Here is a 15,787-nt window from a genome sequence, read left to right as displayed (position 1 = left end):
TTTAGGGTTGCTCATCAAGATGGCCTTATCCCGACATAACCCATTACTTCGGTGGACGTCCGCGACGCCGATGTACTTTCGATTCACTTGAAACTTGGCGAGCGCACGCGCGGAATTGTCGGCGAGAGCGAGCTTGCGCTAATGAAGCGGAGTGCTTATCTGATCAATACATCGCGGGGACTGATCGTGTCGGAAGCCGCGTTGATCGACGCGTTGCAGGCGGGGCGAATTGCCGGCGCAACACTCGATGTGTTCGATGAAGAACCGCTCGCGCCCCGGCATCCGTTCCGCTTTTTGCCGAATGTGCTGGCGACGCCGCATGTTGGCTATGTGACCGAAAACACCTACCGCGTGGCGTATCCGCAAATTGTGGAAGCAATCGGCACGTGGCTCGACGGTGTGCCGATTCGCGAATTGCCGGTATAGAAAGTAGAGTGCGGCGCCAAGGACACAGCCAGGAATTTTATTTTGAAACGCTACCCTCGTCGCGAATTCTGTTATATCGTTACGTCGTGGTTGGCAGTATTCAGGTCGACCTCGTGTGACTGGCAACTCCTGCATGTGTGGTCCATCGGCAACGAAGCCGACGCTGTAATGCTGCGAGTTGCATCGACACCAAAAATTATCCTACGCACTTTCGTGCAGTGGCAACAAGGCCCCGACACTCTTAACTGAGCCGGGGCTTTTGTGTTTTATGGCCTGGTTCGGGTTCGCGACCGAATAATTGAAACGCAGATATTCCTGGAGCTATCAATGATGAATCAAGCTGTGACCAACCCTGTTTCGTTGCCCGCGCCCATACCCGTTCGCGAGCTTCTGCCGTGGGCGCTGTTTGTCGGACTATTGCTCTTGCTGGCGATCTACTTCGTCGGGGCGGAGCAGGGCGCGACTGCCATCTTCAAAGGCATGTATGTACACGAGTTTGTCCACGACGGACGGCACTTGCTCGGATTTCCTTGCCACTGACAAGAGGTGTCCCATGGTCGGAAAATGGTTGTTGCGCGGAATGCTGGCAGGCGTCGTGGCGGGCCTCGTGACGTTCGCGTTCGGCAGGGTCGTCGGCGAACCCCAGGTCGATCAGGCGATCTCGTTCGAGCAGAAAATGGATGCTGCAAAAGGCGAGCCGGCCGAACCCGAACTGGTCAGCCGCCCCACGCAAGCAGGATTGGGGCTCCTGACGGGGGTCATGGTGTACGGCGCCGCCGTCGGCGGCCTCTTCTCGATGGTCATGGCCTACGCCTACGGACGGGTTGGACGTATCGACGCCCGTGGTCTGTCGGCATTGCTGGCGCTTATTGCGTTCGTTGTTATTGTGGTCGTTCCTGGTCTCAAGTACCCGGCGAATCCACCGTCGGTGGGAGACCCTGAAACAATCGGCATGCGCACCGGCCTTTACTTCACCATGCTTGCGATGTCCATTGCGGCGGCGGTTTTTGCGTCAAGGATCAGGCTGGCAACGATTGCACGACTGGGGAACTGGAACGCGACTATCGCTGGATGCGTGGCTTACGTCGTTATCGTTTCTGTTATTGAGCTTTCCTTACCAGTAATCAATGAAGTTCCTTCCGCGTTTCCTGCCGTTGTGCTGTGGAAGTTCCGGATCGCAGCCCTCGGCATGCAGGTCGTGATGTGGACCACGATCGGTTTGTTGTTCGGCGCGCTTGTCGCGCGTAGCGTCAAGGAGCAAGGGTTTGTTCGCGGGTTGAGTTCGCCCGTGCGCTTATAAAAAAGATTAATGATCGTTGTTGCGGGCAATTTTTTTGCAGTAACTTGAATCTGTGAATAGCGCTTCGATCAAGCAGTTTTTTGCGGGCTTTTCCGGCAACGACGCCGGTTGGTATCGAGAACTTTAAACGGCGTTTTTCCATGAAGACGTCGTAATCTGCTCCCCTTTGTATTACGGATCTAGCGTGGTACAGCGTGGCAACGATGCCCGGCACTCGCAAGAGTTGTTGGGCTTTTTTTGCTCGCTGCGTTGTTCGCCTGGATTGCGCTGCCTCGTCAATCAATGTCTCGAAACAGGAGAATCACATGCAAAACGATGATGAAAAGACTGTTCCGCCATCCCCCCCCACCTTGCGAATCAAGGCGATCCAATCGCTGCTGATCGAGAAGGGAATACTCGACCCCGCTGCGGTCGACGAGATTATCGATGTGTTCGAGCACCGGCTCGGACCCAAGAATGGTGCTGCGGTCATTGCTAAAGCCTGGACGGACCCGGAATTCAAGGCGTATCTGCTCGAAGATGCAACGGCCGCGATCCATGGCCTGGGTTACACCGGCATGGAAGGCGCCCATCTTCATGTTGCGGAGAACACGCCGGAAGTTCACAACCTGGTCGTGTGCACGCTGTGTTCGTGTTATCCGTGGCCTGTGCTCGGCTTGCCGCCTACGTATTTCAAGGCGCCGCAATATCGGTCCCGCGCTGTGATCGACCCGGTTTCCGTGCTCGATGAATTCGGCGTGAAGATTGCCGACAACGTCGAGATCCGGGTGTGGGACAGCAACGCGGAGATTCGCTATATCGTCATGCCGGAGCGGCCCAAGGGCTCGGAAGGCATGAGTGAAGCGGAACTTGCTTCGTTGGTAACGCGGGATTCCATGATCGGCACCGCGTTGCTGACACCTGTCACGCACGCTTCTTCCGGAGCAGGAAAATGAACGGCATTCACGATGTCGGCGGCATGCATGGGCTGGGTCCGATCAAGCTCGACCCCAATGAACCGGTGTTCAAGTCGGACTGGGAGCGCCAAGTCTTCTCCACTATAGGACTCTACTTCGCGGGGGGACTTTGCCCCATCGACGAATTTCGACACGCGGTCGAGATCATGGACCCGGCTGAATACCTGAGCACCTCGTACTACGTGCATTGGTACCACGCGATGGAAACGCTCGCGATCAACAACGGCCTGCTCACCGAGGCCGAAATCGACGCAAAGGTCGAGCAACTCAGGCAAGGAGCGTGATCATGCAACTCGTCAAGAAAGAAGATGTGCTCGCACGCGTCAAGTCGAACCCGGACTACGTGCGTCCGACTGACCGGCCCGAGCGCTTCAAGGCGGGCGACAAGATCATGGTGGCCAACCTCAGCCCGAGCGGTCATACGCGGTTGCCACGCTACGCGCGCGGACGCGTCGGCACGATCCAGAAGTGCTATGGATCGTTCGTTTATCCAGACACGGTCGCGCATGGAAAAGGCGAGCTGCCACAGCATCTCTATAGTGTCAGGTTCGATGCGACCGAACTCTGGGGCGCCGGCGCTTCCCCGCGACACAGCGTGTACCTGGATCTGTGGGACGACTATATTGCGGGCGCTCTATAAAGGAGTCGATCATGAATGCGAGCATGAACAAGGAGCAGCGGGCAGGGTTGCTCCAGGAACCGGAACTCGGCTTCGGCGAACCCTGGCAAGCGGAGGCGTTCGCAACCGCGCTGCAGCTTTCACGAGGGAACGTGTTCAGCTGGACCGAGTGGGTGGACGCGTTTTCATCGACGATTGCATCGCAGCCCGTGCGCGATGGCGAGTCGGTCGGCGACGCTTACTATCGGCAATGGATGACCACGCTCGAATCGATGCTCGGGGCGCGGCTCTGTGTATCGGAGCAAGCTGTCAGCGAGCGTCAGGCTCTTTGGCACAGCGCCTATCTCAACACGAGGCATGGCGATCCGGTGGTGCTGGCGAATGCATCGAGAGCCGCGGAATCCGCGGGCCACGAGCACGAGCACGATCATGACGGCCATCACCACCACCACGCTGCGTCCGACGGATCTTCCGCCCGACGGACAGTGCCGAAGCCCGCAGCAGTGGTAACGGCGCGCGCAATCAAATAGCAATATTGGTTCAGGCGGGATTTGAAGGCCCAATGATGGGCTGCTAATTCGAATCGTGCTGTCTGGCACTGGACTCAGCAGCTCATATGGCAACGACGCCTCGCACTCCTTCAGGGAGTCGCGGGGCTTTTTTTTAACCTGACGCTACCTCCGACCCATGACCACTTCGATCAATACGCTTGAACCACCGGCGCCGGCCAAACCCCAGGCTTCGCGGATGAAAGACGTGTTGACGGGAGGCGCGACGCTCGCGGCACTCGTCTACATCGTGATGTTCGCGCTTTACGGAGTCTACGATCACAGCGCGTTCAGCCCGTATTCCATCACGAGCCTGACGAACAACGCCGCGCCGCTGATTCTGGCGGCAGCGGGGCAAACCGTCGTGGTGCTCACACGAGGCTTCGACCTGTCGCTGGTCGGGACGATCTCGGTGGCGAATGTGATCGTCGCGGCCTATCCCATCGCTGGACCGCTGGGCGGCGCCGTGAGCTTCGCTCTCTGCCTGGCGGTGGGCGCGCTCATCGGACTGTTGAACGGCTATCTGGTGGCTTATCGAGGCATTCAGACCATCGCTGCAACGCTCGGAACGATGATCATCTTCCAGGGAATCGCATTGCTGATCCTGCCGGTGCCGGGCGGCAGTGTCGCGGACTTCGTCAGCACCACGCTCACGGGAACGCTCGCCGGGTTTCCAGTCACCGGAATGTTCGTGGCAGTATTCGCAATCGCCTGGCTGGTATTGCGGCGCACGGACGTGGGGATCGCTTTCTACGCCTTAGGCGCTGACGAAACGGCCGCGGGGCTTTCGGGCATATCCGTCAGGAAAACACGTTGCCTTGCATTTGTGATCGCCGGCGTGTTCTACGGCGCCGCGGGCTTCATGCTGAGCGCGCAGACATCCACCGGCGATCCGAACTCGGGGCTTCCCTTTCTACTGCTGTCCTTCGCGGCGGTCGCGCTCGGCGGCACGAGTCTCGGCGGCGGACAAGGCGGACTGATCGGGTCGATGGTCGGCGCGGCCGTCCTGTTGCTGATGCAGAAGATGCTGTTCGCGGTCGGAGTCTCGTCGTTCTATACCGGGCTATTCCAGGGCTTGCTTCTCATCGCCGCCATTCTCTGCGAACGCGCCCTGCATCGCATTCGCCACAACGGAGCCAGCGCATGAACACCAAATCGAATACCTCCCCGTTGGTTGAATTGCGACGCGATACGCGGCGCGCAAGCAAGCTCGACCCCGACCTTGTCACTGCAGCATTGCTTTTGGTGTTGACCATAGCCATGCTCGCGGGCTCGCGGCTCATCAGTTCGAGTCTTGGGTCGTGGTCGCAGGTGCAGACCGTCCTGACTCTCGGAACGTTCTTGCTGCTGGTATCGTTTGGACAGGGTGTCGTGGTCCTTTCCGGCGGGCTGGATCTTTCCGTAGCCGCCATGTTCATGTTCGGCGGCGTGATGACCACGGCACTGGTCGAAACCGGCGACGCGGGTGCGTGGTATCTGATACCCGGCGTTATGCTTGCCGCCGGTATAGTGGGTTGCATCAGCGGCGTCGGCGTGGCGCGCCTCAAGATCCCGCCATTCATCATGACGATGGGCATGGGGATTATCGTCGGCTCCCTCGCACTGGGTTATACGAGCGGCAGCACGCTGGGCGCATCGCCCCAGTTCCTCGAAGATTTGATGAAGGGGTCTGCGGGCGGTGTTCCTTACGTCGTGATCCTGTTCGTGTCGATCTGCGTGGTTGGCCTGCTGGTCCAGACCCGCACCGTGTTCGGGCGCAATCTATACGCTGTCGGCGGCAGCCCGGGTGCGGCGCGCGTCTCCGGCGTGCCCGTGACGCGCACGCTGGTCCTGGCCTACGCGGTGAGCGCCATGTGCGCGGCGGCTGGCGGGATCCTGCTCACCGGATACTCCGGAGGCGCGACGCTCAGCATGGGCGAGCCCTATTTGCTTCCTTCCATTGCGGCAGTGGTGGTTGGCGGCTCTTCCATCCTGGGAGGTCGCGGAACGTTTGTCGGCACCATGGTCGGCACACTGTTCCTGACCACGCTCGATTCCCTCATCTCGGCAACCGGACTCGAACAGGGTTGGCGCCTGATTGTCTCGGGTCTTGTGATCGTCATCGCGCTGTTGCTGCAGACGTCGCCTGGCGGACCGCTTGCGGGATTGCGTAAAAAGGCACTCGACCTGTTCAGATAAACCCCGATCCAATTTAGAAACTACTCAATCCATATCGATTAGGATAACATATGAAAGTTAAATCATGGCTCAACGTGTTGAGCGCCGCGATGGCAGCGGTCACCTTGGCCGGAGCGGTATCGACGGCTTCCGCCCAGACTCCTCCCGCCGGGAAGAAGTACAAGATATTCCTGAGCCTCAGCTACTCCGGAAACAACTGGATGAGCGAGACGTCGAACGAGATCAAGGCGCTCGCGGCCACTCCGCCCTACGACAAGATGGTCGATTTGAAAGTGGTCATTTCGGGTACGGATCCACAAGCGCAGATCGCGGCATACGAAAGCATGATCGACGCGAAGGCCGACGGGATCATCAGTTTTCCGATATCCCCCACGGCATTGAACCGGACCGTAAAGCGCGGCTGTGAGAAGGGCGTGAAGTTCTTCATGTACGACTCGACCGTCACCGAGCCATGCGCCTACAACGTGAGTTACATCTCCGCCGGGTTCGGAGAAAATACGGCGCAAGCGCTCGTCAACGAACTTGGTGGCAAAGGCACGATCTTCATGAATCGCGGCGTGCCGGGAACGTCGGTCGACAAGCGGCACGCCGACGGCGCCAAGCACATATTTTCCCAGTACCCGGGCATCAAGGTCGTTTCGGAGTACTACGGCATGTGGGACGACCGCGTAAGTCAAAAGGAAACTGCAAAGGCGCTGGCCGCGCATCCGGACGTAGACGGCGTGTGGTCCGAACTGGGAGAAGCGGGCGTCCTCAAGGCTTTCGCCGACGGAAAAGGAAAAATTCCGCCGATCACTGGAGAAAACATGAATGGCTTTCGTCTGGGCTTTCTGAATCAGGACGATGTCAAACGCGGCTTCAAAGGGGTGTCGTCCGGATCGCCGCCTGCGACCGCCGGCTACGCGTTCAAGCTCATGATGGAAATCCTCACGGGAAAGCGCAATCTCAAACCGACGAACGTCGAGTATCCGCTTCCGTGGGCCACGGCTGACCAGATGAAACTGTGCAATGGAAAGGTTATTGCAGACGGCTGCAACACGTTCGCGGCCGGCCTCGTTCCGGACGGCTTTTCGGCGGAGATATACAACAAGAACTACTTGCCCGAAATTACGCTCGATTCGGCGCTCAAGGGCCTGCCCACGCCGGGCATGACGATCCAGCCGCTGCCAGCCGCTGTACCTGTCGCGGCGAACGAACCGGGTATCAATTGCGGCGACTGCAAGGCCGCACCCGACCAGTACAAGCTAACCGTGGTCAAGGCAACCGTCAAACCGTGAAGTCGCTGTCGCAAGACCCAACCGAGGGACGGACATGAACACGTCAGAACAAATCACGGTCGAAATGCGCTTGGTCTCGAAGTCGTACGGCGCGACCGTCGCGCTCGAAGACGTCTCGCTGCGCATTTGTCCCGGAGAAATCCAGGCGCTGCTCGGCGAGAACGGCGCAGGAAAGTCGACGCTGGTGAAGGTGCTTTCCGGCGTCGTAAAGCCGGACACGGGCAGCATGTCGCTCGATGGCCAGCCGTTCGCGCCAGCGCGTTTGCTCGACGCGCGCAACGCGGGGGTATCGACGGCGTTTCAGGAACTGAGTCTCGCGCCTAATTTATCGGTGGCGCAAAACTTCTTCCTGCCGCGGTCCTTGAAAGGGCGCGGCGGATTGAGTTCGATTGAACGCATGGCGTCGGCAACCACGCAGATCCTCGCGGATCACAACGTGCACGATATCGATGTAACGGCCAGCGTCGAGAGCTTGTCCCTTGCATCGCGCCAGCGCCTCGAGATCGTTCGGGCGATGCATCGGCAACCGCGGCTTCTCATTCTCGACGAGCCGACGGGCGCACTCGCCGATGTAGACTGGCTTTTCGGCCTGGTGCGTCGGGCGACCTCGCAAGGGACCGCGGTGCTGTACATCTCGCATCGACTGGCGGAGATTCGCGAGCTCGCGACGACCGCTACCGTACTGCGCAGTGGCCGCAGCATATCGACAGTTGCGCTCGCCGATGTAAGCGACGCCGAGATCTTCGAAATGATGGTCGGCAGACTCGCCAATGATCATCTCCGTCCCCGCCAGCGCGCGGATGAGGCGGTACGTGTAGACGCGCTGGTGCTGAACGATCTCGCGGGCAAGGGTTTCGATTCGGTATCGCTTAAGCTGGGGGCCGGGGAAGTCGTTGGCGTGGCTGCGCTCGAAGGGCAGGGGCAACGCGAACTCTTTCGCACGCTTGCCGGGCAGATGGTGCCATCGAGCGGACAAATCGTGCTGCAAGGCCGTTCGGTTCGCTTCAGCAATCCCGCCCAGGCGCTCGCGACGCAAGGCGGCATTGCGTTCGTCGCCGAGGACCGGAAGAGCGAAGGGATATTTCCGAATCTCTCCACCGCGGCGAACATCACTCAGCCGGTGCTTCGGCGACTCAGCCGATGGGGCGCGATCTCGGCCAGGCGCGAAGCGGCGTCGATCCGCACCGTCGCGCCGCAAGTCGAACTGGAGCCGCGCTATTTGCGTTTCAGGATAGGCAACCTGTCTGGCGGCAACCAGCAGAAAGCCTTAATCGCGCGGGCGCTGCTGACCGGTGCCAGGACTCTGCTGCTCTTCGATCCTACGCGCGGCGTGGACGTTGGCACCAAGGAAATCATCTACCAGGCAATCGAGGATTTCGCGTCGAACGGCGGGTCGGTCCTCGTCTACTCGACCGAGCTCGCCGAACTGATGCGGCTTGCGCATCGCTGCGTCGTCATGTATGGAGGCGCGGTCGCCGCGGACGTGCAGCGCGAGGACATGGACGAACGCCGCCTCGTCGCGCTGATGACGGGAAACGCCGCGTAAAGCGATTTAATTGCCCATGTTTTTAAACGCCAGCGTGCAGATCGTATGGGGCGAGGCACGCTTAAGAGAACGCAATCCATGATAGAAAATTTGAGAGTTGCAGCGGTCCAGTTCGAACCGTCGATGTTCGCCAAAGACGCCAACCTCGACGCATTGGCGGCGCTTGTGGAGGAAGCCGCGCAAGGGGGTGCGCGCCTGATCACAGTGCCGGAGATGGCGACCACGGGGTACTGCTGGGTTGATCGGGAAGAAGTCGCGCCTTTTGTCGAAATCATTCCCGGACCCACGACGGATCGATTCGGCGCGATCGCCAAGCAATATGACTGCCATGTGGTGATCGGCATGCCCGAGAGAGATGCCGACACGGACCTGTACTACAACAGCGCCGTGCTGATCGGGCCGGATGGCGTGGTGGGTGTTCATCGCAAGACTCATCCTTATATTTCGGAGCCGCGATGGGCTGCGTCGGGCGATTACGGCCATCAGGTATTCGCCACGCCTATTGGCCGGATCGCGCTGTTGATCTGCATGGACATCCACTTCGTGGAGACTGCACGGCTCGTTGCGCTGGACGGGGCTGAGATCATCTGTCACATCAGCAACTGGTTGGCCGAACGCACGCCCGCGCCGTACTGGATCAGCCGCGCGGCCGAGAACGGCTGCTTTCTTATCGAGAGCAACCGATGGGGTCTCGAGCGCGGCGTGCAATTCAGCGGCGGGAGTTGCGTTATCGACCAGAACGGAAAGGTGCTGGCATCGAGGGACGATGGCGACGGCATTGTGTTCGCTAGACTTACTTCGTCTCCCATGACAGCGGACAGTCCGCGCGCGGCTTTCGAGCGACGCAGGCCCGACAAGTATCTTCAGTTGATGACGAACCCGTTCACCTGGAATCCGCTCGAGTTCCTCAGGTTGTACGGCATCTCCCCGCTATCAGCCGGACAAAGCTCGAAAGTGATGGTGGTGCAGCTTCGGCGTCACGCAAGGACCTCGGTGAACCTCGACCAGATCGAGGCGGTAATCACGAAGGTGATGGAGCATGACAAGCCTTCGCTCATCGTGTTCCCGGAATTATCGATGTCAGGGTTCGAAGGCACCGTGCCCGTGGCCGAGCCGGTGCCCGGCGCGGCCACCGACCGCCTGGTCAGGCTGGCGATGCGGCATGGCGTCTATCTCGTGGCAGGCATGGCTGAAGCAGCCGGGGAAGCGCGCTTCAATTGCGCGGTCCTGGCGGGACCGGAGGGACTGATCGGGTCGTACCGCAAGATTCATTTGCACGACGAGGACCTGCCATGGGCGTCGATGGGAGACTCCTGGCGCACTTTCGACACCGCCATTGGGCGCATAGGAATATTGATCGGCTACGATGCATTATTCCCGGAGTCAGCGCGAGTGCTTGCACTGTCCGGTTGCGATGTCATCGCTTGTCCAAGCGCACTTGCAGGCAGGTTCACCGGAACGCATCCAGGTTCGGCTATCCGCCAGAGCCACCCCATTCCAGTGTCCGCCGATCCTTTTCACTGGCATCATTTTCGGGTGCGCGCGGGCGAGAACAACGTTTACTTTGCCTATGCAAACCGCTTCGATCCCGAAAGCGGCCGATTGGGGGAGTCCGGTGTGTTCGGTCCCGATACCTTCGCGTTTCCGCGCCGGGAGGCGCTCGTTCACGATGACGAAGCCACTGCGACGCTTCTTATCGACACCGGTAACCTCGACACACCTTATCCAACCAACGTAGTGCGCAACAAGGACCTGCTGAAGATGCGACTGCCTCACCACTACGCGCCGTTGATCAAGCAGTGATCCGGCAAGCCGTCCGGATCGCATCGACCGGACGCCAGCCGTAAAGCAAAGGAGACCGAAATGTTGCAAGCATCGACCGGAGTGAGGTCGCCAGATTCCAAAGCGGCAGGGCGCGCAATCATCCCAGTCGGAATTTTGTACTCGCTGACCGGAACATATGGTGCGATCGGCCGCGAAATGCTTAACGGCGTATTGATGGCAATTGAGCAAGCCAACGCGCACGAAGCGAGCGAGTTCTTCCTTGAGCCGGTGATTCGCGACCCGGGCGGATCGCTCGACCAGTATTACGCGTTTTGCAGCGAGTTGCTGCATGGGGTCGGCGTGAGGCATGTGATCGGCTGCTACACGTCTGCATCGAGGAAACGCGTATTGCCGCTGATCGAAGGTGCGAACGCGCTGCTCTGGCACTCGCCACGATACGAAGGTTTCGAAAGCAGCGGCAACGTCATTTATCTGGGCGCGGCTCCCAATCAACACGTCATACCGTTGATCCGGCACGTCGTGAACCACTACGAATCGAAGATGTATAACGTCGGCTCGAACTACGTGTGGTCGTGGGAGATCAACCGGATTGCGAGAGAAGCCATGCACGATGTGGGCGGGCGGGTCGCGGGCGAGCGGCTCGTGCCGATAGGCGAGCGCGCGATCGAATCGATCATCGAGGACATTGTGGAGAAGCGTCCCGCGATCGTGCTCAACACGCTTGTTGGTGAGTCTGCTTACTGTTTTTATGACGCCTGGCAGCGTGCTGAGCGCGCGCATCCGTTCCTGAAATCCGATGACGTCGCGAGACTAAGCCTGACCCTCTGCGAGCCCGAAGTCAAACTGGTCGGTGCGAAGGCGGTCGAGGGGTATCTGGTTTCGTCAGTCTACTTCCAGTCGATAGACAGTCCCGAAAACATTCGGTTTCTACATGATTATCACGAACGCTTCGGGACTGAAAGCTCACCCTCGGTCGACACGGAGGCGGCTTATCTGATCGGCGTTTTTCTCAGCCGGTCGATCAACGCATGCGGGACCGACGAAACCGTGGCCGTGCGCAACGCGGTTTATGCACAGACGGTCGCCGCGCCCCAGGGCGAAGTTCGCATCGATACGGACAACAATCACAGCTTTCTCACGCCACGCATAGCGCGCTGTGGTGCTGATGGACAGTTCGAGATCTTTTGGCAATCTCCCGAACCGGTCAAGCCTGATCCGTACCTGACCTGGGTGGATTTATCCGACCTGGCACAGCCGAACGGCATTGCGTCTACGCTGCACGACGGCGGGGAGATGTAATGTGAAGAAAACGACCTTGTCGCTGCGAGGCAAGCGAATCTGCGCACTCTATTGCGAGAGCAAGGATCAGATCAACCTGGAGCAGCAGCTTCGGCGACAGGGAGCGGAGGTCGACTTCTTCAATTTTTTCCCGGAACCGCTAACGTTAATATCCTTTGATTTCATTGTTTTCGATGGAGATCATGCGTCGCTGCAAAATCATGGCAAAGAGTTGCGTTGGCCGGACGTACCCAGGATTGCAATACTCGGGACCGAGACGCCATCGCGGCTTCAGTGGATCATCGAGCAAGACGTCGCAGGCTATATGCGCAAGCCGATCCGATATGACGGAGTGCTTTCCGCATGCGTGCTTGCGGAAAATGCTCATCTTTCCCGGCGGGGTCTCGAAAGTCGCGTGGATCAGTTGGAGGAGCGAGTAAAGGCTCGCCGGTTCGTAATCTCTGCGCAATTGCAACTGATGAGAGAGCGGCAAATCAACGAGCGGGATGCATACGCGGCACTGCGCACGCTTGCCATGAAGCGGCAAATCAGTCTTGAGCAAATGAGCATCGATCTGCTCTCGCACGTCGATATTAACGGCTGCAAGTCTGAATTACCCTCAGACCATGATGACCGTTCATCATCCGCTCCGGCTAGTTCGGACGCAACGACGAGAGCAAGAACATAATGCTTTCGCCAGTCTAGCGATATAAATCGACCGTTGGCCGGCCGCCTCCAAGGGAGCCGGGGGCGCCCAATCGACACAGACGGTCGATTCTACGGCAAACAATGCGATGCGCTCATTGAGCGTCGGCGGATCGGCATGGGCGGTCAACGTTAATCTCTTCGGGTCGAATTCCCCGCCCCTTGCGCCGTAGAAGTAGACTTTGTGGATGAGCGAATACATCCACAAGAGCCACGACGTGACGGTGTTGCTGTACCACCTCGTGTTTTCGGCAAAGTACCGCCGGGCGGTATTCGACAATCGGGTTGACGAAGTTCTAAAAGAGGTATGCCTTGAGATTGCGGAGCGCTACCAGGTGAAGTTTCTGGAGATCGGGACGGACAGGGATCATGTTCATTTCTCGTTCAGTCAGCGTCGACCAGGCCGTCTACCTTAACCACCGCACGGCCGATGCGGATCCCGATCGTGCCCCCAGGAGACGCCGGCTTCATACCTGACCCTTGCGGATCGTCCGACGATGACGCAACGACCTGCGTCGGCGCGTCACTCAGCGGTACGACCGGGAGGAGGCTGGTAGACGGAGCTTGCTGCTCGGCAAGATATCGCCGTCACCGGGTGTACAGCATGTTCGCGTTGATGCCATTCTCACGGGCCAGTCTCGCGACCGAGACGCCCGGCTCGCACGCTGCTGCTGCCAGCCGGTCCCGAAGCTCCCGTGCGTAATTCGGACGGCCTGCTCGACTACCCAGCATCTTCTCTGGAGACTCTGACAAAGTGGTGTCCATCGAAAATAATATACGATGAAGAGGTGAAAAAAACATCTTGTTTTAAGGTAGTTCGTAGCTTCGAACGAGCAAACACTGCACCACTTCCTCCACGCTGTGTCGGACGAAGTAGGCGGAAACCCGCGCTAGCGGAATTAACGGGCGCGTTTAGAGTTCCTATGGACATGGCTAGCGCTAGTAACAGACTTCAACACATGGCGTGGCGGTTCAGTTGAATGAGGCTGATCGGACGAGGGATAGGCGGGTCATGGCGAAGTGCTGCGCGCTGACATCAGAAGAGGCAACGTTACCGCCCACAACGAGAGCGCGGCGACGCTAACCGCGAAGCCCAGGGTGCAGACGCCAATCCAGCCTGTGTGCACATAAACGTAGGTGGACGCCGCTGCGCCAAGACCGCTACCTGCTGAATAGAACAGCATGTAACAACCGACCAGACGGCCATGTGCTTCGGGCCGCACACTGAAAATCATGCTCTGGTTGATCACATGAATCGCCTGACCACCGGCATCGAGCAGCACGATGCCTGCTATCAAAGCCAGCATGCTGTGCTGCATGAAGCCGATCGGTATCCACGACGCGAGCAGGCATACCAGCGCGACGCCGGTTGTCCACTGTCCGAGACCGCGATCGGCCAGATGTCCCGCTTTGGCGGCTGTCAGTGCCCCGAGCGCGCCGACCAACCCAAATGCACCGATTTGCGTGTGCGACATGGAGAAGGGTGGCGCGCTAAGCGGTAGCACCAGAGCGCTCCAGAAGATACTGAATGCCCCAAACATGAGAAGCCCGACCATACCGCGAACCTGCAGCACGCGCTCCGATGCAAGCAGCGTGAACATCGATCGCAGCAGTTGGAGGTAGGTCAGTTTGACGGGGCGCCCATGGGGTGTCGGTAGCGTACTCCACAGCACGATCAACATGATGGCCGCCAATAGCCCCGATATGAAGTACACAGCGCGCCAGCCCGCCAGATCGGTGAGGACGCCCGCGAGTGAGCGAGCCATCAACAAGCCGATCACCACACCGCTTTGCGCCGCTCCGACAATCCGACCGCGCTCCGATTCATGCGCGAGCGTGGCTGCGTACGCGATCAATCCCTGCGTCATTGCGGTGCCGAGCATACCGACTCCTATCATGCCGACCAGTAGCGTCGCCGACGACCGGGAGAATCCGACTACCGCCAACGCGGCGACCAGAAACACCAGTTGCACGCAAATCAGGCGCTTCCGGTTTAGAAGGTCACCGAGCGGTACGACCAGCAGCAAGGCCAGCGCACAGCCGAGTTGCGTCGCTGTGATGACGCAGCCCACTGCGGCATGGCTGATGTGGAAGTCGCCGGCAATCGAGTCGAGCAGCGGTTGTGCGTAGTAGACGTTTGCGACGCTCACCGCACAAGAAACCGCCAGCAGGAAGACGAGCGCGGTCGGTACGGAGTGCCGCGCCTCAACTGCGGGAGATTCGATCCGGTCCGCCTCGACGGAGTGCGCGCTTCCAGCATCCATGTGTCATCCCTCCGTCAATCTGATTATCTAGTTGCAAAATGAAACTAGATTGAGTGTAGACAGACTTGTTTTAAAATGCAACTGGTCTGAACATGTGGCTGCCAGCGTCAAGCACGTAGCTTCGACGGATTTCGTTTCGTTTCAATAGGGAGGTGTTGGAATGGCCCGACGCAAAAGTCTTGCGGATTCGTCGTGCCCGGTCGCACGGGCACTTGATATCGTCGGCGAGCGGTGGGCGTTGCTTATCGTGCGCGATGCGTTCGACGGCGTGCGCCGCTTCGGCGAGTTCCAGGAAAGTCTCGACATCGCGCGCAATATACTCACCGATCGGTTGCGGCTGCTTGTTGAAGCAGGCGTGCTCGATGTGGTCCCCGCGTCGGACGGTTCCGCGTATCAGGAATATGTGCTGACGCCGAAAGGCGAAGCTCTGTTTCCGGTGATTGTGACCTTGCGGCAATGGGGTGAAGCTAACCTATTCGCACAAGGCGAAAAGCATTCTCAGTTAATCAACCGAACAAGTGGCAAGCCGGTGCCGAAACTGATATTGCGCGGCGCCGACGGCGTGCGGTTGGCAACGGCCGATACGGTCGTGAAGAAGGTCACAACACACAGAAATAGGGGGTAACGGGAACGGCTGCAGCGTCATCGTATTGCTCGCTGCGCGGGTGCATCTTAGATGCGGCGCTTTTCCTCAGACGCCGGAAAAACCATCCTACCCCGTGGTGGTCGCGAGTATCGACGACTGATTCGCTATGGTTCGTGTCGGAGCTGAGCACGATGTCTGCCGCCGAGCGGACGGTCTATGACAGACGCGCCCACGCCTGCGCGTTATATGAACGTTGACGAATTTTATTTCATTGGAGACAAGTCATTGATCTTTATGTATTTGTTTTAACGCCGGAGCA

The 15,787-nt window shown here is 59.0% G+C and carries 17 protein-coding genes and 1 pseudogene; 16 read left to right on the top strand and 2 right to left on the bottom strand.

The genetic code is table 11. The annotated features are described in order from the left end of the window. The first annotated feature begins 51 nt into the window (after positions 1–51). From ACSQ36_RS26270 to tnpA, 15 genes and pseudogenes are all read left to right on the top strand, one after another. Positions 52–426: an NAD(P)-dependent oxidoreductase gene (locus ACSQ36_RS26270; protein WP_436184223.1), complete on the top strand. Its 375-nt coding sequence runs from the start codon at positions 52–54 to the stop codon at positions 424–426. Between the two features lie 330 nt (positions 427–756). Beyond that, positions 757–966, top strand: coding sequence for a CbtB domain-containing protein (locus ACSQ36_RS26265; RefSeq protein ID WP_436184954.1), 210 nt, complete (start codon positions 757–759; stop codon positions 964–966). 13 nt (positions 967–979) lie between these two features. Next, positions 980–1,726, top strand: coding sequence for a CbtA family protein (locus ACSQ36_RS26260; protein ID WP_436184222.1), 747 nt, complete (start codon positions 980–982; stop codon positions 1,724–1,726). Positions 1,727–2,031: 305 nt separating this feature from the next. Next, entirely contained in the window at positions 2,032–2,661 is a 630-nt protein-coding gene (gene nthA / locus ACSQ36_RS26255) for a nitrile hydratase subunit alpha (RefSeq protein ID WP_436184221.1), read from the top strand. Continuing rightward, the gene (locus ACSQ36_RS26250) at positions 2,658–2,966 is read left to right on the top strand and encodes a hypothetical protein (RefSeq protein ID WP_436184220.1); all 309 of its coding nucleotides are present in this window, start codon (positions 2,658–2,660) and stop codon (positions 2,964–2,966) included. Before nthA ends, ACSQ36_RS26250 begins: the two co-directional genes overlap by 4 nt. A 2-nt stretch (positions 2,967–2,968) precedes the next feature. Then, positions 2,969–3,322, top strand: a complete 354-nt coding sequence (locus tag ACSQ36_RS26245; RefSeq protein ID WP_436184219.1) for an SH3-like domain-containing protein — start codon at positions 2,969–2,971, stop codon at positions 3,320–3,322. Between the two features lie 11 nt (positions 3,323–3,333). Beyond that, positions 3,334–3,831 carry a nitrile hydratase accessory protein gene (locus tag ACSQ36_RS26240; protein ID WP_436184218.1) on the top strand — a complete coding sequence of 166 codons (498 nt, stop codon included), beginning with the start codon at positions 3,334–3,336 and terminating at the stop codon, positions 3,829–3,831. Between the two features lie 157 nt (positions 3,832–3,988). Further along, positions 3,989–4,996: an ABC transporter permease gene (locus ACSQ36_RS26235; RefSeq protein ID WP_436184217.1), complete on the top strand. Its 1,008-nt coding sequence runs from the start codon at positions 3,989–3,991 to the stop codon at positions 4,994–4,996. Then, positions 4,993–6,027, top strand: a complete 1,035-nt coding sequence (locus ACSQ36_RS26230; protein WP_436184216.1) for an ABC transporter permease — start codon at positions 4,993–4,995, stop codon at positions 6,025–6,027. The genes ACSQ36_RS26235 and ACSQ36_RS26230 overlap by 4 nt, the downstream gene beginning before the upstream one ends. 50 nt (positions 6,028–6,077) lie before the next feature. After that, positions 6,078–7,304 (top strand): sugar ABC transporter substrate-binding protein, encoded by a 1,227-nt coding sequence (locus ACSQ36_RS26225; protein ID WP_436184215.1) that lies wholly within the window; start codon positions 6,078–6,080, stop codon positions 7,302–7,304. Positions 7,305–7,338: 34 nt separating this feature from the next. Next, entirely contained in the window at positions 7,339–8,850 is a 1,512-nt protein-coding gene (locus ACSQ36_RS26220; protein WP_436184214.1) for a sugar ABC transporter ATP-binding protein, read from the top strand. Positions 8,851–8,895: 45 nt separating this feature from the next. Next, the gene (locus ACSQ36_RS26215; protein ID WP_436184213.1) at positions 8,896–10,653 is read left to right on the top strand and encodes a nitrilase-related carbon-nitrogen hydrolase; all 1,758 of its coding nucleotides are present in this window, start codon (positions 8,896–8,898) and stop codon (positions 10,651–10,653) included. 60 nt (positions 10,654–10,713) lie between these two features. Next, positions 10,714–11,934, top strand: coding sequence for a transporter substrate-binding domain-containing protein (locus ACSQ36_RS26210; RefSeq protein WP_436184212.1), 1,221 nt, complete (start codon positions 10,714–10,716; stop codon positions 11,932–11,934). 1 nt (position 11,935) lies between these two features. Next, positions 11,936–12,601, top strand: a complete 666-nt coding sequence (locus tag ACSQ36_RS26205) for an ANTAR domain-containing response regulator (protein WP_436184211.1) — start codon at positions 11,936–11,938, stop codon at positions 12,599–12,601. A gap of 205 nt (positions 12,602–12,806) precedes the next feature. After that, positions 12,807–12,995: pseudogene (gene tnpA, locus ACSQ36_RS26200) on the top strand (IS200/IS605 family transposase); the annotation flags it as partial. A gap of 211 nt (positions 12,996–13,206) precedes the next feature. Here the strand turns inward: tnpA and ACSQ36_RS26195 are convergent. Then, the gene (locus ACSQ36_RS26195; RefSeq protein ID WP_436184210.1) at positions 13,207–13,371 is read right to left on the bottom strand and encodes a transposase; all 165 of its coding nucleotides are present in this window, start codon (positions 13,369–13,371) and stop codon (positions 13,207–13,209) included. A 257-nt stretch (positions 13,372–13,628) separates the two neighbouring features. Next, positions 13,629–14,882, bottom strand: a complete 1,254-nt coding sequence (locus ACSQ36_RS26190; protein WP_436184209.1) for an MFS transporter — start codon at positions 14,880–14,882, stop codon at positions 13,629–13,631. A 160-nt stretch (positions 14,883–15,042) separates the two neighbouring features. Between ACSQ36_RS26190 and ACSQ36_RS26185 the strand changes: the two genes are divergently transcribed. Further along, the gene (locus ACSQ36_RS26185; RefSeq protein WP_436184208.1) at positions 15,043–15,507 is read left to right on the top strand and encodes a winged helix-turn-helix transcriptional regulator; all 465 of its coding nucleotides are present in this window, start codon (positions 15,043–15,045) and stop codon (positions 15,505–15,507) included. The last annotated feature ends 280 nt before the right edge of the window (positions 15,508–15,787 follow it).

This window comes from Caballeronia sp. LjRoot34, from assembly GCF_964253815.1.
Taxonomy (GTDB): domain Bacteria; phylum Pseudomonadota; class Gammaproteobacteria; order Burkholderiales; family Burkholderiaceae; genus Caballeronia.
Note: the sequence above shows the minus strand (reverse complement) of the source record. Positions and strands in the feature narration are given on the sequence as shown.